General features: G+C 31.0%; 20 protein-coding genes. 12 read left to right on the top strand and 8 right to left on the bottom strand.

Annotated elements, in window-relative coordinates:
• The first annotated feature begins 5 nt into the window (after nt 1-5).
• The 3 genes from ACH5TX_RS14435 (at nt 6) to ypfJ (ending at nt 3,245) form a co-directional block, all read left to right on the top strand.
• The gene (locus ACH5TX_RS14435) at nt 6-965 is read left to right on the top strand and encodes an OmpA family protein (protein WP_439340201.1); all 960 of its coding nucleotides are present in this window, start codon (nt 6-8) and stop codon (nt 963-965) included.
• Between the two features lie 277 nt (nt 966-1,242).
• Nucleotides 1,243-2,283, top strand: a complete 1,041-nt coding sequence (locus tag ACH5TX_RS14440; RefSeq protein ID WP_439340202.1) for an NADP(H)-dependent aldo-keto reductase — start codon at nt 1,243-1,245, stop codon at nt 2,281-2,283.
• Nucleotides 2,284-2,342: 59 nt separating this feature from the next.
• Nucleotides 2,343-3,245, top strand: a complete 903-nt coding sequence (gene ypfJ / locus ACH5TX_RS14445) for a KPN_02809 family neutral zinc metallopeptidase (RefSeq protein ID WP_439340203.1) — start codon at nt 2,343-2,345, stop codon at nt 3,243-3,245.
• A 63-nt stretch (nt 3,246-3,308) separates the two neighbouring features.
• Here the strand turns inward: ypfJ and ACH5TX_RS14450 are convergent, their stop codons facing one another.
• The 3 genes from ACH5TX_RS14450 to ACH5TX_RS14460 form a co-directional block, all read right to left on the bottom strand.
• Nucleotides 3,309-5,531, bottom strand: coding sequence for an ATP-binding protein (locus ACH5TX_RS14450; protein ID WP_439340204.1), 2,223 nt, complete (start codon nt 5,529-5,531; stop codon nt 3,309-3,311).
• A gap of 104 nt (nt 5,532-5,635) precedes the next feature.
• On the bottom strand, nt 5,636-7,183 hold the full coding sequence (locus ACH5TX_RS14455; RefSeq protein WP_439340205.1) for an Rne/Rng family ribonuclease: 1,548 nt from the start codon (nt 7,181-7,183) through the stop codon (nt 5,636-5,638).
• Between the two features lie 398 nt (nt 7,184-7,581).
• The gene (locus ACH5TX_RS14460) at nt 7,582-7,872 is read right to left on the bottom strand and encodes an HU family DNA-binding protein (protein WP_439336572.1); all 291 of its coding nucleotides are present in this window, start codon (nt 7,870-7,872) and stop codon (nt 7,582-7,584) included.
• 140 nt (nt 7,873-8,012) lie between these two features.
• Here ACH5TX_RS14460 and mutY point away from each other — a divergent pair, with 140 nt between their 5' ends.
• From mutY to gldD, 4 genes are all read left to right on the top strand, one after another.
• The gene (gene mutY, locus ACH5TX_RS14465) at nt 8,013-9,053 is read left to right on the top strand and encodes an A/G-specific adenine glycosylase (RefSeq protein WP_439340490.1); all 1,041 of its coding nucleotides are present in this window, start codon (nt 8,013-8,015) and stop codon (nt 9,051-9,053) included.
• Nucleotides 9,054-9,144: 91 nt separating this feature from the next.
• Nucleotides 9,145-9,591: a single-stranded DNA-binding protein gene (locus ACH5TX_RS14470; protein WP_439340206.1), complete on the top strand. Its 447-nt coding sequence runs from the start codon at nt 9,145-9,147 to the stop codon at nt 9,589-9,591.
• 53 nt (nt 9,592-9,644) lie between these two features.
• A complete protein-coding gene (locus ACH5TX_RS14475) occupies nt 9,645-10,949 on the top strand; it encodes a gliding motility-associated protein GldE (protein WP_439340207.1) in 1,305 nt (434 codons plus the stop codon).
• Nucleotides 10,949-11,530 carry a gliding motility lipoprotein GldD gene (gene gldD, locus ACH5TX_RS14480; protein WP_439340208.1) on the top strand — a complete coding sequence of 194 codons (582 nt, stop codon included), beginning with the start codon at nt 10,949-10,951 and terminating at the stop codon, nt 11,528-11,530. Before ACH5TX_RS14475 ends, gldD begins: the two co-directional genes overlap by 1 nt.
• 59 nt (nt 11,531-11,589) lie before the next feature.
• On the opposite strand, the gene ACH5TX_RS14485 is transcribed toward gldD, so the two are convergent.
• Entirely contained in the window at nt 11,590-12,144 is a 555-nt protein-coding gene (locus ACH5TX_RS14485; protein ID WP_439340209.1) for a cation transporter, read from the bottom strand.
• A gap of 248 nt (nt 12,145-12,392) precedes the next feature.
• Between ACH5TX_RS14485 and rplU the strand changes: the two genes are divergently transcribed.
• From rplU to ACH5TX_RS14505, 4 genes are all read left to right on the top strand, one after another.
• Nucleotides 12,393-12,899 carry a 50S ribosomal protein L21 gene (gene rplU, locus ACH5TX_RS14490; RefSeq protein WP_439340210.1) on the top strand — a complete coding sequence of 169 codons (507 nt, stop codon included), beginning with the start codon at nt 12,393-12,395 and terminating at the stop codon, nt 12,897-12,899.
• Nucleotides 12,900-12,924: 25 nt separating this feature from the next.
• Nucleotides 12,925-13,185, top strand: coding sequence for a 50S ribosomal protein L27 (gene rpmA / locus ACH5TX_RS14495; protein WP_439340211.1), 261 nt, complete (start codon nt 12,925-12,927; stop codon nt 13,183-13,185).
• A gap of 324 nt (nt 13,186-13,509) precedes the next feature.
• Nucleotides 13,510-16,329 carry a TonB-dependent receptor gene (locus ACH5TX_RS14500; protein WP_439340212.1) on the top strand — a complete coding sequence of 940 codons (2,820 nt, stop codon included), beginning with the start codon at nt 13,510-13,512 and terminating at the stop codon, nt 16,327-16,329.
• Between the two features lie 9 nt (nt 16,330-16,338).
• Nucleotides 16,339-17,355 (top strand): phytase, encoded by a 1,017-nt coding sequence (locus ACH5TX_RS14505; RefSeq protein WP_439340213.1) that lies wholly within the window; start codon nt 16,339-16,341, stop codon nt 17,353-17,355.
• Nucleotides 17,356-17,406: 51 nt separating this feature from the next.
• Here the strand turns inward: ACH5TX_RS14505 and ACH5TX_RS14510 are convergent, their stop codons facing one another.
• Entirely contained in the window at nt 17,407-17,880 is a 474-nt protein-coding gene (locus ACH5TX_RS14510) for a DUF1569 domain-containing protein (protein WP_439340214.1), read from the bottom strand.
• 165 nt (nt 17,881-18,045) lie between these two features.
• Between ACH5TX_RS14510 and ACH5TX_RS14515 the strand changes: the two genes are divergently transcribed.
• Entirely contained in the window at nt 18,046-18,321 is a 276-nt protein-coding gene (locus ACH5TX_RS14515) for a hypothetical protein (protein WP_439340215.1), read from the top strand.
• A gap of 3 nt (nt 18,322-18,324) precedes the next feature.
• Here ACH5TX_RS14515 and ACH5TX_RS14520 read toward each other — a convergent pair whose 3' ends face one another.
• From ACH5TX_RS14520 to ahcY, 3 genes are all read right to left on the bottom strand, one after another.
• The gene (locus ACH5TX_RS14520) at nt 18,325-19,065 is read right to left on the bottom strand and encodes a DUF5131 family protein (RefSeq protein WP_439340216.1); all 741 of its coding nucleotides are present in this window, start codon (nt 19,063-19,065) and stop codon (nt 18,325-18,327) included.
• Nucleotides 19,062-20,153 carry a three-Cys-motif partner protein TcmP gene (gene tcmP / locus ACH5TX_RS14525; RefSeq protein WP_439340217.1) on the bottom strand — a complete coding sequence of 364 codons (1,092 nt, stop codon included), beginning with the start codon at nt 20,151-20,153 and terminating at the stop codon, nt 19,062-19,064. Before tcmP ends, ACH5TX_RS14520 begins: the two co-directional genes overlap by 4 nt.
• Before the next feature lie 348 nt (nt 20,154-20,501).
• Nucleotides 20,502-21,818 carry an adenosylhomocysteinase gene (gene ahcY, locus ACH5TX_RS14530; RefSeq protein ID WP_439340218.1) on the bottom strand — a complete coding sequence of 439 codons (1,317 nt, stop codon included), beginning with the start codon at nt 21,816-21,818 and terminating at the stop codon, nt 20,502-20,504.
• Between the last annotated feature and the right edge of the window lie 12 nt (nt 21,819-21,830).

The following is a 21,830-nucleotide window of genomic DNA, read 5'->3' on the forward strand; positions in this document are numbered from 1 at the left end:
ATAAAATGATTAAAAAAATTTCATTAGTTGTCTTGTCAATTACACTTTTAGCTTCTTGTGTTTCTCCAAAAATATATAAAGAATTAGAAGCTAAATATGCTAATTTAAAAAGTCAAAACAGAAAGCTTTCAAGAGAAAATGAATCGCTTCAAAGTGCAAAAATAGCTGTAGAGAATGAGTTAAAGCAATTAAAATCTGCTTATAATGAAGCTTTAGCTGAACGTGATAAATTGCAAGCCGATTATAATGCAACCAAATCTAATTTAGATAATTTAAAAGCCTCTTATGATGCTTTAGAAAAAAATAGCTCGAAAGCCATTGCTGCCAATTCACAAAAAAACAGAGAATTATTAGCACAGTTAGAAGCTAAAGAACAAGCCTTAGCTGCCGAAAATGCACGTTTAGAAAAACTTAAAAGAGCATTAGAAGAACGTTCTAACCGCGTAGCCGAATTAGAAAATGTTATAGCTTCTAAAGATGCAGCAATGACAGCTTTAAAAAATGCTATTTCAAAAGCTTTAACCGATTTTGAAGGTAAAGGTTTAACGGTAGAACAGCGCGATGGTAAAGTATATGTGTCTATGGAAAATAAACTGTTGTTTAGTTCAGGAAGTTGGGCTGTAGGTGCCGAAGGAAGACGCGCAGTAAAACAATTAGGTAGTGTGTTAGGTGATAACCCAGATATTGCTGTATTAATTGAAGGGCATACTGATAATGTACCTTATCAAGGTAGCGGACAATTAAAAGGTAACTGGGATTTGTCAACAAAACGCGCCACAGCTATCGTTAATATTTTAAGAGAAAATGATGCTATTAATGCCGAAAATTTAACAGCAGCAGGACGTGGTGAATTTGCACCAATTGCAACTAACGATACACCAGAAGGACGCGCAAAAAACAGACGTATTGAAGTTATTTTAACTCCTAAATTAGATGAGTTATCTCGTTTGTTAAACGATAATTAGTCTTTGGGCGTTACCTTTATCCTGAATTAATTTCAGGAACAGGTCGCGCTTTTCATTGCAAGTCCTCGTTCGTACCTCACTGTGGGCTTTCCATTGCAATCGCTAACGAATAAAAAACCTTTTAGAAATATATATATCTAAAAGGTTTTTTATATTTACACTTCATGTAAAAACATGGGGTGACTTGTTATTCCTGCGAAGGCAGGAATCTACAATGTAGCACTAAGGTTTAATTCAAAAGATTTCCATCTTTGTGGAAATGAAAAAACATCAATAAATGAAATACACAACACTTCCAAATACCAATATAAAAGTTAGTAAAATATGTTTAGGCTCTATGACTTGGGGAAATCAAAATACCGAGGCAGAAGGACATGAACAATTAGATTATGCATTCGAGCAAGGTGTTAATTTTATTGATACCGCCGAAATGTATCCTGTTCCTGCTAGTCCGGAAACACAAGGTACAACAAGTAAAATTATAGGAACTTGGTTAAAAAAATCAGGAAATAGAGATCGTGTTATATTAGCAAGTAAAATTGTGGGGCGTCCAAGTGATTATACGGCACATATTAGAACATCAGGACTTAGTGCCAATTCTATTAATGAGGCTATTGATGCCGAATTAAAACGCCTGCAAACCGATTATATAGATTTATATCAAATACATTGGCCAGAGCGACAAACCAATACGTTTGGAGTGCGAGATTATAAGCATAATCCAGACGATACATGGAAAGACAATTTTAACGAAGTGCTTCAAGCTTTAGATCAACAAATTAAAGCAGGTAAAATTCGAAATATAGGTATGTCTAACGAAAAAGCTTGGGGAGCCATGCGTTATATGGAAGAATCGAAAGTAAATAATTTACCACGTATGGCGACCATTCAAAACGCATATTCACTTATAAACAGAGTTTTTGAAGGCGATATGGCAGAAGTGTCTTTGCGAGAAAATATAGGTTTGCTAGCCTATTCTCCAATGGCTTTTGGAGTACTTTCAGGAAAATATATTAAAGGCATTGCAGGAGATAATGCTAGATTAAAGTTGTTTCCAAGATTTGCACGATATAGTAGCGAGCAGTGTACCGAAGCTGCAAAGCGCTATTTAAAAATTGCCGAAGATAATAATATGACTTTAGCACAAATGAGTTTAGCATTTGTTACACAACAACCTTTTGTAACTAGTAATATAATTGGTGCGACTAGTTTAGAACAACTTAAAGAGAATATAGGAAGTGTTAATGTGACTTTAAGCGAAGAGATTGTGTCTCAAATAAATGAAGTACACGATGCAATTCCTAATCCGGCTTCTTAATGTTTAGAGTATTTGTTAGGAGAGCTAAATAAAAAATAACTTGTAAATTAGATATTAATATGAAATGGAAAGGTAAAAGACAGAGTTCTAATGTTGAAGACCGTAGAGGACAAAGAAGCAGTTCTGGTCAAGGAATTGGCGGGTTTAATCCTATGTTATTAGGGCCATTGATTAAAATCCTTTTTTCAAAAGTAGGACTGTATATTGCAGGGGCCTTTTTGGTGATATCTTTAATAATGGGTAAAAACCCATTGTCTTTAATTAGTACTTTACTAAGTGGTGGGGCAGTACAAACCGAATCTTCAGCACCATATACTGCAAGTGCAAAAGATCAAGAATTAGCAGATTTTAGCGCGACAATTTTAGCAAATACAGAAGATGTATGGAATAAGCTTTTAGATAATTACAGAGAACCAACATTGGTGCTTTTTACAGGTTCAGTGTCTTCTGCTTGTGGTTCAGCATCTAGTGCTACTGGTCCTTTTTATTGTCCAGGCGATGAGAAATTATATTTAGATTTAAGCTTTTTTGATGATATGGAACGTCGTATGAACGCCCCAGGAGATTTTGCTCAGGCTTATGTAATTGCTCACGAAGTTGGTCATCATATTCAAAGAATTATGGGTATTTCTGAAAAAATGCAACGTTTAAGAGGGCAACTTAGTCAGAAAGAATATAATAAATATTCAGTTAGAGTTGAGCTTCAAGCCGATTTTTTAGCAGGTGTTTGGGCGCATCATTCGCAAACTATGACTCGCATGATGGAAACAGGCGATCTTGAAGAAGCTTTAAATGCTGCCAATGCTATTGGAGACGATCGATTACAAAAACAATCAACAGGAAGAGTGGTTCCAGATTCATTTACGCATGGAACTTCTGCACAACGTATGAGATGGTTTAAAAAAGGATTTGAAACGGGCGATTTATCGCAAGGAGATACATTTAATGCTACGTCATTATAGTATATATATCTTTTAAAAGAATTAAAAAAACCGCTACTTTTTAAGTGAGCGGTTTTTTAATTTTTATACTTTCAACGAATATTTCACAAGTAAATTATGAAGCTTTTTAATTTCTATAGGTTTAGAAATAAAATCGTCTATTCCAGAATTTACAGCTTCTTTTCTATCATCGGCATATGCGCTTGCTGAAACTGCTATAATGGGTATAGGATTGGTTTTGTACTTCTTAGTTTTCTTAATGATTCTCGTGGCTTCTAGTCCGTCTAAAATAGGCATTTGAATGTCCATAAAAATCATACTATAATTATTTTCTTTAAAACAATCAATAGCTTCTAAGCCATTATTTGCATAATCAATATTTAAATTGAAATTCTTAAGCATGAGTCCTAAAACTTTTTGATTCATGGTGTTGTCATCAACAATTAAAACATTTATACTTTCACCAAGCTTTGGAGAATTACCAATTAAAAAATCATTATTTGTTATTTCTAAATCTTTGCTAGCGCGCTTTAAAGTTAAAGTAAAGTAGAAACAGGTACCCTCTCCTTTTTTTGTTTTCAGCTTAAGTTCTCCACCCATTAACTGTGCTATATCACTAGATATTGTTAAGCCTAAGCCAGTGCCACCAAATTTTCGAGTGGTAGATAAATCTTCTTGCTCAAATGCTTGAAATATTTTTGTAGCCTTATTTTTGTCTATGCCAGGACCAGTATCTTTAACAGAAAATAAGAGTGTGTCATGTGTTTCGTTTAGCTTTTCTTGTTTAATACTTAATTTTACAAAACCTGTTTCTGTAAATTTTATAGCGTTATTAAGTAAATTAATGATGATTTGGTTAATTCTTATAGAATCTCCATATAATAGTTTGGAGGCTTCATTTGTTTTATTGTAATCATAAAAAAGATCAAGACCTTTTTCTTTAGCTTGAAATTTGAAAATTTTTGTAAGTTTATTTAAATCTTCATTTAAATGAATAACACGATTTTCTAAATCCATTTTACCTGCCGATATCTTAGAATAATCTAAAATCAAGTTTATTAAACCTAATAAATGGCTTGAAGAATAATCGGCTATTTCAAGTAGTTTTATTTGTTTCTCACTAAGGTTTGTTTGATTAAGTAGGTTTACAACACCAATAATACCATTTAAAGGTGTTCTAATTTCATGACTCATATTGGCTAAGAAACTAGATTTATAAGCTGTTGTTCTTTCTAGTTCTTCAATGGTGAGCTTTAAATCATCTATGTTTTCTAAAAGATTTTCTTTTAATAAGCCGTAAGCTTTATATAAAAAATCTACTTCTAAAATATTAGAGGTCTCTTTATTAGTGTCATATTCTTTAAAATCTGATTCAATAAATTTATGCATTGAAGCTTGCAAACGTTTTAAATCTCTTGTTAAAAATTGTGATAAATAGAGGATTAATAAAATAATTAAACCTAATATAAATACTAATGAAATTTGAACATATTTAGCAATGTCATTATTTTTATTTATAACGGCTTTTTGAGTAATGCTTTCAATTAAATTAAGCTTTTCATTAATAGATTTAGTCGTATTAAAAATCTTGCTGTATAACCCATTCTGCTTATTACTTATTTTAAATTTAAGATTAGCAACTGAATTAAATAGTGCTTTATAGTCATTTAAAAGTTGAATTGTTCTTGGGGTGTTTTGGTATTTAGATATGAGTTGAGAATTTAAATGATTGAATTTATTGATGTAAATAGAATCTTGTCGTAATAAAAAATCTTTTTCATGACGTCTCAATTGAAGAATTTGCTTTTTTTCAATGAGATTAGAAAATTCAATTTTATGAGCTACATTTCTCATTTTACCAATTTCGCCATAATCTCTATGTCCTAATTTATAGCTAGTAGATTTAAGCAACTTTGAAAGTGTATCAAGTTTAGCAAAGCTATTTTTAGAATTATTAATTAACGTTGAGTTTAAATTAATGTTATTTAATTGAAGTTTTTCGAATGTTTTGTTTAATTCTTTTTCTTGATCGAGAAGGTTTTTTATGTACGAATCTATGTTTTCTTCTTTTTTCGTAACATAAAATTGTGGGTTTTTATAACCATAAATTAGGAATGATTGGAAATTTTTACTGTTATTAGAAAAATTAGATTTTAAATCTCTAATATGATTAGTGATTTTTTGTAAATCTTTGCTTTTGGAATTGAAGTAGTTATAACCTATAAATAACAATAAGGTTATTGATATAATAGATAAAAACGATAAAATAATTTTAAATCTGTAGGATTTATAGAGTCTAACAAGCATTTTTGGGGCGATTTTATATAAAAATATATAAACCTTAAGACTCCAGTGTTACATAATTGTTAAAACAAAAAACCCGCTAACTTTAATAGTTGCGGGTTTTTTAATTATTTAATTTGATTACCATCTTTGTCGAAAAAATGATATTCTAAGTACGTGTAAGCGTCTCTTGGTAATATTTTAACCCATTTTTTGTGTTCTAAAAACCATTTAGAACGTATAGATGGAAAGCCTTTTGTTAGGAAGGCTGCTATAAAAGGATGTGTGTTTAAAGTCAGCTTTTTATAGTCTTTTTTTAATAGTTGGTCAAGATCGTGTGTAATTTTTTGCACAATTCCTATTGGTGCTTCAACCTCAGAGCCATTAATAATCACATCAGGATTTTCCTCGCGTGTTTTAATGTTCATTTCTGGGCGAACACGTTGTCTTGTTATTTGTATCAATCCAAATTTACTTGGAGGTAATATTTTGTGTTTGGCTCTGTCATCTTTCATTTCATCACGAAGATGATTGAAAAGTTTTTGCCTGTTTTCGGCATTAGTCATATCGATAAAATCTACCACAATAATACCGCCCATATCACGCAAACGTAATTGACGAGCCATTTCGGTAGCTGCTATTAAATTAACTTCTAATGCTGTATCCTCTTGACTGTTGGCTTTATTAGATCTATTACCGCTGTTTACATCTATAACGTGTAGTGCTTCAGTGTGTTCTATTACTAGATACGCACCTTTTGCCATAGAAACGGTTTTGCCGAACGAGGTTTTAATTTGTCTTTCAATCCCAAATTTTTCAAAAACGGGGATTTTAGACTGATACAATTTAACTATTGATTCTTTTTTTGGTGCAATTTCTTGCAAATAATCTTTAATTTGAATGTAAAGCTCTTCATCATCAACAGTAATTCCTGTAAAGGTATCGTTGAATATATCTCGTAAAATTGACGAGGCTTTATTCATTTCTCCTAATACTTTACTAGGATGATGTGCTTTGTGTAGCTTTTTACACATTGCCGTCCAACGACTAAGCAAATTTTGTAAATCTTTATCTAGCTCTGCTACTTTTTTGCCTTTTGCTACCGTACGAACAATAATACCAAAACCTTGCGGTGTGATACTTTTTACCAATCGTTTTAATCTATCTTTTTCTTCTCTGTCTTCTATTTTTTGAGAAATAGAAATACGATTAGAAAAAGGAACTAAAACAATATATCTACCGGCAATAGAAAGCTCTGAGCTTATTCTAGGGCCTTTTGTAGAAATTGGTTCTTTTACTATTTGTACTAATAGCGATTGATTTGATTTTAAGACATCAGAAATCTTTCCGTCTTTATCAATATCTTTTTCAAATGGGAAATTTTTTAAAGAAAAATCTTTTAGTTTACCTGCGCTTACACTTTTTGTGAACTTTAAAAGAGAAGGAAGTTTTGGTCCTAAATCATGATAATGCAAAAAAGCATCTTTTTCATAACCTACATTTACAAATGCAGCATTTAAACCAGGAACAGCTTTTCTTATTTTGGCTATAAACACATCACCAACCGAAAAGTTATTCACTCCTTCATCTTTCTGTAATTCAATAAGTTTTCCATCTTTTAATAAGGCAAAATCAACTTCTTCGGAACTAGATCTAATGATCAATTCTTTATCCATTTAGTTAATTTTTATCCATACTTTCTAGTTCACAGTATTAGGTTACTAAAAATTGTAACTAATAACTGTTCACTGAACTGTACAGATGGATTATACATTATTTATCTATTAACTAATTTTTAATTAATAGATTTCACAGGATTTTTTTAAATCCGTGGAGTTCAAAAAGCACTAATAAAAGTGTGAAATTTTTGATGAACTCATTTCAAAGAACGTTTTGTTTTTTAAACCAAAAAAAGTAGTTAGATTAACTACTTTTTGAGGTTTATTTTTTCTTCTTGTGACGGTTAGCACGTCTACGTTTTTTACGCTTATGCGTTGCTACCTTATGTCTCTTACGTTTTTTACCACTTGGCATACATTGGAGTTTTTTAAATTAATAATTTATTTTAATGTTTTTACTTAACGTCTACATTTGTTTTAACGCCTTCAACAAAAACTTTTGCTGGCTTAAATGCAGGAATATTATGAGCAGGTATTTTTATTGTGGTATTTTTAGAAATGTTTCTACCAGTTTTTTCAGCTCTAGTTTTAATAATAAAGCTTCCAAAACCTCTTAGGTAAACATTATCACCACCTTCTAAAGAAGTTTTCACTTCTTCCATAAATGTTTCAACAGTTGCTTGAACATCACCTTTTTCAATTCCTAATTTATCAGAAATCTTCGCTACTAAATCCGCCTTCGTCATTTTAATATTTTATTTTTATGTTACTATCTATAATTTAAAGGGATGCAAATATAGGAATTAAATATTCAATATTTCAAACCTAATTCATTAAAATTTAAGATTATAAACGTTTATTTTTGTTCGCTCTATTTATTCAATTAATGATATTTTCAAAAACACTAATAAATTGGTATTCAGTCAATAAGCGAATCTTGCCGTGGAGGCAAACTAATAATCCTTATTACATTTGGTTATCAGAAATTATTTTACAGCAAACACAAGTGAAACAAGGCTTACCATATTATGAAGCTTTTGTTACTAATTACCCCACTGTTTTTGATCTTGCCGCTGCCAACGAAAGTGATGTTTTAAAACTTTGGCAAGGACTTGGGTATTATTCTCGTGCTAGAAATTTACATGCTAGTGCTAAATATGTTGCCAATGATTTAAACGGAATATTTCCTGATAATTATAAAGACTTATTAAAGTTAAAAGGTGTTGGAGATTATACAGCAAGTGCCATTGCTTCTATTTGTTTTAATGAAGCTACTGCAGTAGTTGATGGTAATGTTTATAGAGTACTAGCGCGTTATTTTGGAATTGATACACCTATTAATTCATCAAAAGGTTCTAAAGAGTTTAAGCAATTGGCTCAGGAATTAATTGATGAAAAAAATCCAGCAGAGTTTAATCAAGCTATTATGGAGTTTGGTGCTACGCAATGTAAGCCTCAAAGTCCAGATTGTTCTGTTTGTCCGTTTCAAAATGGTTGCATTGCTTTTAATAAAAATAAGATTAGTGATTTGCCTGTTAAAATTAAATCCGCGAAAGCGAAAAAGAAACATTTCAATTTTTTAGTTTTTATTTCTAAGGATGAAAAAACTATTCTTGAGAAGCGAGAAGGCAAAGGTATTTGGCAAAATTTATATCAGTTTCCGTTGGTTGAAACAGAAAAAGAAGTAAATGCTACATTATTAAAACCTTTAATTGTTCAACATGATTTACAAAGTAATACATCTTTTGAATTAGTACTATATAATAAGGACGCAATTATTCATAAATTATCGCATCAGCATTTGTATACTAAATTTTGGATTATTAATGTAGAAGAAATTAAGCAAGAAGGTGTGTTAATTGATGAAATTCATAATTACCCAGTACCAATATTAATTGGTAATTTTATAGAAAGTTTTAATTTTTAGAATAGATTAGTTGCAAATCACTTTTTTTTATTAATTTTAAACAAATGGAAAGCAATTCTTTACTTTTGCTGTCTTTAAAAAAATAAAAGTTATGTCTGGAACATTAAATAAGGTGATGCTAATTGGGCATTTGGGTGATGAAGTGAAAATGCATTATTTTGAAGGTGGTGGTTGTGTTGGGCGCTTCCCTTTGGCAACAAATGAAACCTACGTAAGCAAGCAAACTAATGAGCGAGTTTCAAATACCGAATGGCATAATATTGTAGTTAGAAATAAAGGAGCCGAAATTTGTGAAAAGTATTTAAGTAAAGGCGATAAGGTTTATATTGAAGGACGCTTAAAAACTAGAAAATGGCAAGATGATAAAGGTGCCGATAGATATTCTACCGAAATTCAATGTACAGATTTTACCTTTCTATCAACTAAAAAAGAAAGTGAAAATAATGCTTCTACTGCTCCAGTAGCTCAAAAACCTGCTGCTAACCAACAGGCAAGTAGCGAACCTGCTGCAGAAGAAAATGATGATCTTCCATTTTAATAATATGTTCGATGTTGTATCGAACACCTTATGTTTAACTAAACCTATAGTAATTGGATCCTGACCCCGCGAGTTTTAAACCTTTTTTATTAGCAATTGATTTTTCATTTGCATTTGGCTATGTGTTATTATTTATACTTTTAGCATGTTCTGCACTTATTTCTGGAGCTGAAGTAGCTCTTTTTTCGCTTTCAAAAACAGATATTGAAGCTGGTTTAGAAGCAAAATCAAAACGCATTCAAATTATTTCAAAATTATTAGAACGCCCTAAAAAATTATTAGCCACTATTTTGGTTGCTAATAACTTTATAAACATTGCTATCGTAATTTTGTTTGCGTATTTGGGTAGTGTTTTATTTGAATCTATAGAAAACCCTATTTTTCAATTTACTTTAGAAGTTATAATTGTTACTTTTTTAATTTTACTTTTTGGAGAAATTTTGCCAAAAATTTATGCGAGTAGAAACAATTTAAAGTTTGCTGGTTTTATGGCATATCCTTTAAAGATTTTAGATGTTTTGTTGTCGCCTCTAAGTATGCCTATGCAAAATGTTACGTTGGCTATACATAAGAAATTAGGGAAGCAAAAGTCTAATTTAAGTGTCGATCAATTATCTCAGGCGCTAGAATTAACAAGCGAAGAAGATACAACAAAAGAAGAGCATAAGATTTTGCAAGGTATTGTGTCTTTTGGTAATACGGATACAAAGCAGGTTATGCGACCTAGAATAGATATTTTTGCGCTTAATATTGAACAAAAATATGCCGATATAATGCCAGAAATAATTGCTAATGGCTATTCTAGAATTCCTGTTTATAAAGACAATATAGATACTATTCAAGGGATTCTTTATGTAAAAGACCTGCTACCTTACATAGATAGAAAACAGTTTGATTGGATAAGTTTAATACGAGAACCTTTTTTTGTGCCAGAGAATAAAAAATTAGATGATTTAATGGCAGAGTTTCAAGAAAAGAAAGTGCATTTAGCAGTCGTAGTTGATGAATATGGAGGAACTTCTGGTTTAATTTCTTTAGAAGATATTATTGAAGAAATTGTAGGAGATATTAGTGATGAGTTTGATGATGAAGATTTAATGTATTCTAAATTAGATGACAATAATTATGTGTTTGAAGGAAAGACAGCTTTAAAAGATTTTTATAAAATTATAAAAGAAGAAGATGTTTCTGTTTTTGAAGAAAATAAAGGTGAAGCAGAAACGATAGCAGGTTTTGTTCTTGAGATTTCAGGAAGCTTCCCTAAGCTAAATAGTAAAATAAATTTTAAAAATTACGTTTTTACTATCGAAGCTTTAGATAAAAAACGTATTAAATTAGTAAAATTTACAATAACATAATGATTAAGAATTTTTGTATTTTATTGATTATTGTATCCTTTTTTTCTTGTGAAGAAGATTATATGCCAAAGCCCAAAGCTTTTTTACGGTTAGATTATCCGCAAGCAAAATATGTTGAAGATAATTTAGAGTTGCCTTTTACTTTTGAAACTAATTTATTGGCAACAAAAATAAGTTCTAAGCAGGTTAAAGTGGCAACAGGAGGTTATGGTTTAAATATTGAATATCCGTTGCTTAAAGCAACTTTGTTTTTAACCTATAAACCTATAGGAAGTAATAATAGAAATTTAAGAAACTATATTAGGGATGCTCAAAATTTTACACAAAAGCATATGATTAAGGCTGATGAAATACCTGTATTTCCTTATAAAAATAAAGAACGAAAAGTTTATGGACAGTTTTCGCAAGTAATAGGAGATGTAGCGTCACCAGCTCAATTTTATGTAACAGATAGCGTGAGTCATTTTGTTACAGGGTCTTTGTATTTTAATGTGAAAACTAAATACGATTCTATTTTTCCAGCAACAAACTACTTAGAGAAAGATATACAACATATTATGGAGACCATAAAATGGAAATAAAAAAGGTCGTCTAAAAATTGCTTTTTAGACGACCTTTTTTGTTTTAATTCTTATAAAAATTAAGCAGTCTTTTTAACACAACAAGCTTTTTTGCAATCTGTAGCACATGCCTTTTTTTCGGCATCTGTTTTATTAGCACATTTCGCTTTACAAGCTTCTGTTTTAGCTTTACAATCTGTACAATCTTTTTTAGTGCAGTCTGCGCTGCATTTAGTAGTACATACTTTTTTAGCGTTAGAAAAAGTGTCAACCGTTTTCATGTCGGCAACTTTATATATGTCGGCAACTTTAGTAACTGTTTCTTCAAGAGAAGCAGGTGTTACTTTAGCATTGTCATATTCAACCATAGCTAATTTTTTGCCAAAATCTACTTTAGCAGACTTTACACCATCCATTTTTGCTATTTTCTTTTCTATAGTTGCAGCACAACCCATAGCGCAAGTCATTCCGTTAATAGTGAATTCTGCTTTAGCGTAAGTAGCATTTGGGTCTAATTTTTTTACTGTTTCAGTGGCAACTTCAACAGTTTTAATTTCGGCTTTAGCCTCGTTTTTACAGCTAAAAAAAATCGTTGTAATTACAAATAGGCTTAATATAATTTTTATTGTTTTCATTTGTTTCTATTTATTGAGTTTGTAATAGTTACAAAACTACTAAATATTGTTATTTTATAAGGTTAAAAAGGTGGTTTTTATAGTACTTTAATGATTATTAAAAAAAGTTATTTGTTTTTATTAATGTTGTTTGCATTTTTTATTAGCATAAAAATGGCTCAAAACAAATAAAACGTTTGTAGATTAATTATTTAGATGTATATTTGCACTCATTTTTGAACAAAATTAATAAATAAAAACGTTACGCTATGTACGCAATTGTAGAGATAGCAGGGCAACAATTTAAAGTTGTTAAAGACCAAAGAGTTTTTGTTAACCGTTTACAAACAGAAGAAGGTAAGAAAGTTTCTTTCGATAATGTTCTTCTTTTAGATGATGGTAACAATGTAACTGTAGGCGCCCCGGCTATAGACGGAGCTCAAGTAGGAGCAAAAGTCTTAAAGCACCTTAAAGGTGATAAAGTTATAGTTTTCAAAAAGAAAAGACGTAAAGGTTACCGTGTGAAAAACGGACACCGTCAGTCTTTAACTGAAATCGTAATTGAAAGTATTGCTGCTTCTGGAGCTAAGAAAGCTGCCCCAGCAAAAGCAGAGAAAAAAGCAGAACCTAAAGTTGAAGCAGCTGCACCAAAAGCAGAAGCTACTCAAGATTTAAGCAAATTAACTGTTGCTGAATTAAAAGACATGGCTAAAGCTAAAGGTGTTGAAGGAATTTCTTCTATGAAGAAAGCCGATTTAATTGCTGCTTTAAGTTAATATTAAAATTTAAAATCGAAATAAAATGGCACATAAAAAAGGAGTCGGAAGTTCGAAAAATGGTAGAGAATCAGAATCGAAACGTTTAGGCGTTAAGATTTTTGGTGGACAAGCTGCATTAGCTGGAAATATCATTGTAAGACAAAGAGGAAATACACACCACGCAGGTGAAAATGTGTATTGCTCAAAAGATCACACATTACACGCTTATGTTGATGGTGTTGTAAAGTTTACAAAGAAAAAAGATAACAAATCTTATGTTTCTATTGAGCCTTTCGAAGCTTAAGAAATAATTTTCTTTTAAAGTATAAAGTCCTTTCTGTTTACAGAAAGGACTTTTTTTTGTTTAAATTTTAATAGAAATGTTCATAATCAAAATTTAGACATATAGTATGTTGGTTATATGAATACTATATAGCCGATAAAAAGAACGTTTCTTTAATATCTGTCTCTAGATATCCTGTATAATAATCTAAAGTTTTTTTATTGTTAATTAAGTGTAAAGTTCAACTGCTTTTAGGTTCATTGATAACTTTTATTTAAAAATCACTTAAAACTCTTCTTTCATTGATTTTGTTATTTCGCCCAATATAAATAACTAACAAAAATCATGAAAAAAAACTACGTATTATCATTGTTAATTACAATGATATCTTTTTTAACTTTTGCACAAGAAGGTAATGTTCAAGGGGTTGTTATAGACAATGATGGTCTACAAGTTCCTTTTAGTAACATTTTAATAGAGTCTTTAAATAAAGGGACTTATTCAGATGTTGATGGTAACTTTTTATTACAAGAAGTTCCTGCAGGAAATCAAACAATTACGGTTAAGTATTTAGGTTACGAAGATGCTAAAATAGATGTTTTAGTACAAGATGGTAAAACAGCAACTGTTACAATAACTATTCATTCTAAAGCATTATCTCTAGACGATATTGTTATTAACGGTTTTAATAGTGGACAAGCAAAAGCTTTAAACTCACAAAAAAACAAACAAAATATTACCAATATTGTATCTACCGATCAAATTGGTAAATTTCCAGATGCTAATATTGGAGATGCTGTAAAACGTATTCCTGGTATCACTATGCAAGTAGATCAAGGAGAAGCGCGTAATGTTATTATTAGAGGTTTAGCGCCTCAATTAAACTCGGTTACTTTAAACGGAAGTCGTATTCCTTCTGCCGAAGGTGATAACAGAAATGTACAAATGGATTTAATTCCGTCTGACATGATTCAACTTATAGAAGTTAACAAAGCCGTAACACCAGATATGGATGCTGATGCTTTAGGAGGATCTGTTAACTTAGTAACAAGAACATCTCCTAATGGATTTAGAGTATCTGCTACACTTGGTTCTGGTGTTAATTTCATTACTAACAAGAAAATACTTAACGGATCTTTTTTAGTTGGAGGGAAATCTGAAAACAAAAAATTTGGATGGATGCTTTCAACATCAATTAACGATAACGATTTTGGATCGGATAACGTAGAAGCTGAATGGACAAATGAAGCTGAAAATATTGATGGTGATGACGTAGAAGTGAAACCTTATATTGGAGAATCTGATATAAGAACTTATTTAGTAGAACGTATTCGTCGTAGTTTCTCTGCTAATTTCGATTATGCTTTTGATGCTAACAATACTATGTATTTAAAAACGATGTATAACTGGAGAGATGATAGAGAAAATCGTTTCAGATTACGTTATAAAAAAATTGATGCAGAATTAGATGCTTCAAATAATATTATAGGTTATACAGGAGAAATTGATAGACAAACAAAAGGTGGTATTGATAATGACAGAAATAAAAATAGACGTCTTGAAGACCAACGTATGCAAAACTATAGCTTAGGTGGTAACCATTTATTAGGTAAGTTAGAAATGGATTGGATGACTTCTTTTTCTAAAGCTTCAGAAGAGCGTTTAAACGAACGTTATATTTCTTATAGAGCAAAAGATATCGCCTTAAATGAAGATTTAAGTAATACAGAATTTCCGTTGTTAACACCTGTAAATACTGCCGATGTAGCTTTTATTGAATTCAGTTTAAAAGAAATAACAGAAGAAAATCAATTTACTGACGAAAAAGATTTTAATACGTTTGTGAATTTTAAATTACCTGTAAACTTTTTTAATACCAATGACGGGTTTATTAAGTTTGGAGCGCGTTCTAAGATTAAAGATAAAGAGAGAAATAATAACTTTTTTGAGTACGATCCTTTAAATTCTGCTTTCGATGATTTAACAGCATTGCCTTTAATAGATCAAACAGATGCAGATTACTTAGCAGGAGAAAAATATGCTGCGGGCCAATTTGTAGATAATAAGTTTTTAGGAAGCTTAGATTTAAAAAATGCCTCTTTATTTGAAGAGAAAGATGAGCCTAGTGAATACCTTAGAAAAAACTATACAGTAAAAGAGCAAGTATATGCTGGTTATGTTATGGCAAATCAAAAGTTATCGGATAAGTTTACTGTATTAGCTGGTTTAAGAGTAGAAGGCACAAAAACTAAAGCAACTGGTAATCAAATTGAAGATGAAGAAGATGTGTTAGGAACCATTACTAAAGAAAAAGATTACGTACATGTTTTACCTGGTGTGCATTTTAAATATAATTTAAGTGATAGAACGGTTTTGCGTTTCGCATGGACAAATACGTTAGCAAGACCTAACTACAAGGATATTGTACCTAGTATAGATGTTGTAAATGATGATGAAGAAATAGTTATTGGAAACCCAGATTTAAGTGCAACAACATCTATGAACTTTGATTTAATGGCTGAGCATTATTTTAAAAGTGTCGGGATTTTGTCTGGTGGTGTATTTCAAAAAGGAATTAAAAACTTTATTTATACAAATAGAACAAAAACAACTAGCGATCAATACGGTACTGATACTACTGGTTTTGATGTGTTTCAACCACAAAATGGAGACGATGCTAGTATTTTTGGTGCAGAGGTTAGTTTCCAACGTCAGTTAGATTTCTTACCTGGATTTGCTAAAAACTTTAGCATCATGTTAAATTATACTTATTTAACATCTAGCGCAGATGGTATAAGAAATGAAGATGGAGATGAAAGAACCGATTTAGATTTACCAGGTACTGCTCCAAATATGGTTAACGGATCTTTAGCATACACAAGTAACAGATTAAGCTTACGTTTATCTGCAAACTATTCAGATTCTTATATTGATGAAATAGGCGGAAATGCTTTTGAAGATAGATACTATGGCGAGCAATTTTTGGTAGATTTTAACGGATCTTACAAAATTGGAAATGGTTTTAGTGCTTACTTTTCATTAAACAATATTACAGACCAACCGTTACGTTATTTCCAAGGTGTTAAAGCTAGAACCATGCAAATGGAGTACTACGGAAGACGTCTTACATTTGGTTTAAAATATGATTTATTCAAGAAAAAATAAGCATTTAAAATGAGTAAATTAAAAATGAATATTGTTTTTGGTATCACCGTGTTGCTTTTGGGATGCGTTGCTAAATTACCAGAAATAGTGGCTACGGTTATAACAGACCAAACGCCTCATGATACCGATGATCCTGCCATTTGGGTAAACCCAAAAGATGCTTCAAAAAGTATTGTTTTTGGAACCGATAAGAATACTGATGGTGGTATTTATGCTTTTGATTTGAAGGGAAAGCTTCTTAAAGATAAAAGCATTACAAATATAAAAAGACCAAATAATGTCGATTTAGAGTATGGTTTTAAGTTGAATGATTCTACTAAAGTAGATGTGATTGCTTTTACCGAAAGAGAACTTAATCAAATACGTTTGTTTTCAGTTCCAGACATGAAACCATTAGATGGTGGTGGCTTTAAAGTATTTACTGATGCTACCGAGCCTGAGTTTAACTTGCCAATGGGAATTGCGCTTTACAAATCTCCAAAAACTGAGGTGCTTTATGCTATTGTTGGAAGAAAAGCAGGACCTAAACAAGGGTATTTGTATCAATATGAATTGGTTTCAGATAGTTTAGGCGTACATGCTAATTTTGTTAGAAAGTTTGGAGCATTTAGTGGTAAAAAGGAAATTGAAGCTATAGCTGTTGATGATGAGAATGGTATTGTTTATTATTCTGATGAGAAACACGGTATTCGTAAATATCAAGCAGAACCATCTATGGGAAGTAAAGAAATTTATTGCTTTGGAGGCGAACATTTTAAACAAGATATAGAAGGTATTGCCATTGCTAAATATGAGGATAAAGGATTTTTAATTGTATCTAATCAGCAATCAAATACGTTTAATGTTTTCGATTTAAAAACAAATGCTTTTATAAAAGAGATTAATTTAGGAACCACAGAAACCGATGGTTGCGACGTTACTACAAAAGCTCTTGGGGCTGCATTTCCTAACGGTTTATTTGTGTCTATGAACAACGATAGAAACTTTTATTTTCATGATTTAGCAAAGCTTAAATTACTAGAATAAAAGTCTTCTTTATAAATTTTAAAAGCCCTTGCTATTTTAGTGAGGGCTTTTTTATTGATTTAAAATATCATTTACAATTTTTAAATGATGCTTTGTGTGTATTTCTAAAAAACGGAATGTTTGTTTTTTAGTAAGCATTCCAAAAATATGATGTATAAAATAAGCGTTTTTTGGAAGTGCTTTTATGCTTTCAATTTGTTTTTTTGCCGTTTCTAGTTGACTGATTAAATCTTGAGTTGAAATAGTGTTTGGTGGTAAAACAGTTTTTGGAGCTTTAGCTTTACCTCTAGGAATATAGCCTAATGCAAATAGAATCGTTCGACGTAAGTTAAAGTTCTTTTTGTATTTTTTAGGGTCTGTTTTTGCTAATACAGACGAAACAGCATTAATAACTTTTATAGTATGGTCTAGCTGCCAACCAACATTAGATTTTGAAATTAAAGTATTGTTTTTGTCTTTAAAAGGAATGTGTTTTTCTAACTGATTTAACAAGATGTTTAAAGTGTCTATTTGTTTATTCGCCATTATTTATTGAATTTAAACTCAAAAGATATTAATAAAATTCTTAACTTAGGCTATTGCGTTTAGATTCCCGACTTTACGGGAAAGACAATTTCAAAGGAAATCACAAGGTAAAAGCCTAGTGGATTCTTTAAGTTTTAAATTTTGTTTCACTTAAAAACTATTTTTATGCAACTTCCTTTTAGATCTGAAATTAGAAATTCCCCAAAGCAGCAAACTATCAAGATTTTCTTAAGTGATGAGTCTTTAGATACCAGAATAAAAAACCATTTAGAGCATTTTAATGAAATAGAACTCATTGAAATTAGAGAAAGTATGGGGCGAAATCGCGCTGATGAAAATATTACTATCTTTTTAAAAGATGATGCTGATATTAATAAAATGAAAGCGTCTATTGATTCTAGCTTGTGGTGGTATTTTGAAAAGGATTTGGTTGATGAATGATTATTAAAGACTTTCTAGTTCTGCTGGATATTGGTTCCACTCAGTTCCTTCTAAAAGTCTTCCGTTAGCTTTTTTGCTTCTTCTTACATTGTCAGCACCCCAAGTTCCCCATTGTTTAAAGAAGAAATGAACACTTTGTTCTAAGCATTGGTCTTTAATATTTATTGCCCAACTTGGTTTCATTGGTCTTGCTTTTGGTCCACTTTCGCCACCAACTATAGCCCAATGGATATTTGATAAGTCTAGCTTTCCTAAATCTTCTAATAGAGGTTCTAATGATAAGAAGCGAATTTCTGCATCTATATTGCGTAAAACATCAATTCTGTTTTTTGCTTCTTTGTTCTCAACAGAAACACCTAACCAAACATTTTTCGGAACTTTTCTGTTTTTGAAATAGTCTGCTAAAATATTTTCACGTTTAGTAAGAATTTGATATTGATGTCTTGGTGTTTTTTCCATTACTTCAAAAATTCGATCTAAATAGTCATAAGGCATTTTTTCATGAAATAGATCACTCATTGAATTTACAAAAAAGCGAGTTGGCTTTTTTATATTTAAAGGTTGTACTAAACGTTCAGGCATTAATGTAAATTCAAATCCATTTTCATAGCCAGCAGTTCCCATTGCTTTTAAACGAAAAGACATAGTTTCTGCATAACAATGTTTACATCCAGAAGATACTTTGTTACAACCTGTAGTTGGATTCCATGTTGCTTCTGTCCATTCTATTTTAGTTTTTTTCATTTTAAAAAAATATTTCCCTCTAATTTATGAATATTTGATGTAACTAACTTTATATCTTTTTTTATTAATCCAGATTTTTTTAATTCTTTAAGCAATTCATTAGCGTGTTTGGGTAGGCAGCCATAATTGAAAGCGTAAATGTAAACTTCTTTTAAAGTTTTAATTTTATTATTTTGAATTAAATTTTTTAATTCTTTTTCAAAATATTGTAGTTTTTTAGCTCTAGTGTCAGAATTGAATAAATCAAAAGTATCACCTTCTAGTATAGCTTCATCTATATTGAAATTAGCTTCGCCAGCATTCCCGTCTTGTTTCCATGCAAGTTTTAAAAATTTTTCAATTCCAAGTAAATTATGAGTGCCAAAAATAAGACCATAAACATTGCTTGAATTTTCTTTTTGTAAAGAAAATGGTGCTAGATATAATTCTTTGTTTTTTGGTATCATATTTTTGAAATAATCAAAAACAACTCTATGACATTGATAAGGTTTGGTTAAGTCAAAATCTTTTTTACTAATTTTAATATATTTTTTAAATTCTTCGAGTTCAGAGAATCTTTTTACAAAATGGGAAGATATAAAAAATAAAAAATCAGTTCTTTTTAAGTCAGATAGTTGATTGAATATTTCCTTAGTTACAAATTTAACTCCATACTGATCTATAAACATAAATCGTGGTAAACCACTTCTGTTGTTTTCAATCATGCTTGGATAAATGCTATTAAATAGCTCAGTAAAATCTTTTTGTTTAAAATCAACATTAAAAGCGTAATCATCTAAATTTAAATGGTTTTTTAATTTCTCTATTTTTTTTGGATTGTAATCATTAAATAATACTTTAAAATTAAATCCATCATCTTTAATAACTTGATTATATTCTAAAAGTTCTTTTAAAATTATTAAAGGGCTTCCGGGGTTTCCTTGATTATCATATCCTTCTCCTGCAAAAAAATCATATATAAATATGTCTTTCCACCATTTTTTATTTGATTTTAGAAATACAGGAAGCCATTCTTTTAAATATTCCTGTAAAATAATTAGTTTTATTTGAGTTGCATTATCAAATTTTTCTGCATGTATATCTGCCATTGAATATTTATTTTATATAATATTGACTCTTACTTATTGAATGAAAAATAGTTTAAATATAAGAATAATTATACAAATAAAGAGCGTTTTTTCGCGATAGCGATTGCAGCGGCATCCTTTTTAAAAGTAAAAGTGTAATAAACTGTGTTTAGAACTATAGATTAATTGATTGCCACTTCGTAGCTCCTCACAATGACGTTTTAAAAAGATATAGCGGAAAGCGCGGTTTGTTTTAGCTTTTTCTGCTAAAACAAAATTGCCCAAATAAAAAATCCCAAACATGACTGCTTGGGATTTAATTTATAATGTAGTTTCTATTTATGAGATTCCTGCTTTCGCAGGAATTTATTAGTATCTGTAATGTTCTGGCTTATATGGGCCATCAACAGTAACACCAATATAACTTGCTTGATCTTCGCGAAGCTCGGTAAGCTCTACTCCAATTTTTGCTAAGTGTAATTTTGCTACTTTTTCGTCTAATGCTTTTGGTAACATGTAAACGTTGTTTTCGTAAGCATCAGCATTTGTCCAAAGTTCAATTTGAGCTAAGGTTTGGTTTGTAAATGAGTTAGACATTACAAAACTTGGGTGTCCTGTTGCACAACCTAAGTTTACTAAACGACCTTCGGCAAGAATGATTATATCTTTTCCGTTAATTGTATATTTATCTACTTGAGGTTTAATAGTGTTTTTGGTATGACCGTGGTTTTCGTTTAACCAAGCCATATCAATTTCGTTATCGAAATGCCCAATGTTACAAACAATAGCTTTGTCTTTTAAAGCTTCGAAGTGACGACTTTGAACAATATCTTTATTTCCTGTTGTTGTAATTACAATATCGGTATTACCAATAACTGTTTCTAGTTTTTTAACTTCAAAACCATCCATAGCCGCTTGAAGCGCACAAATTGGGTCGATTTCTGTAACGGTTACAATACTTCCAGCACCTTTAAAAGAAGCGGCAGTACCTTTACCAACATCGCCATAACCACAAACAGTTACACGTTTTCCAGCTAACATAATATCGGTAGCACGACGAATCGCATCTACTGCAGATTCTTTACAACCGTATTTGTTATCGAATTTAGATTTTGTTACTGAATCGTTTACGTTAATAGCAGGCATAGTTAATGTTCCGTTTTTTACACGCTCGTAAAGTCTGTGAACACCTGTTGTTGTTTCTTCAGATAAACCATTGATTCCAGCAGATAATTCTGGGTATTTATCTAAAACCATATTAGTTAAATCGCCACCATCATCAAGAATCATGTTAAGAGGCTTTCTGTCTTCACCAAAAAATAAGGTTTGCTCAATACACCAATCAAATTCTTCTTCGGTCATGTCTTTCCAAGCATAAACCGCAGTTCCTGCAGCAGCAATGGCAGCAGCAGCTTGATCTTGAGTAGAAAATATGTTACAAGAACTCCAAGTAACTTCAGCTCCTAAAGCTTGCAGAGTTTCAATTAACACAGCTGTTTGAATAGTCATGTGCAAACATCCGGCAATTCTAGCGCCTTTTAAAGGTTGAGATGCTCCGTACTCTTCACGAAGACTCATAAGTCCTGGCATTTCAGCTTCGGCTAATTCTATTTCTTTTCTTCCCCAATCGGCAAGCGATATGTCTTTTACTTTATTAGCAACGAAAGGAATTGTTTTTGTGCTCATATTAATTTTTCT

This window comes from Thalassobellus citreus (assembly GCF_044385915.1).
GTDB lineage: Bacteria > Bacteroidota > Bacteroidia > Flavobacteriales > Flavobacteriaceae > Thalassobellus > Thalassobellus citreus.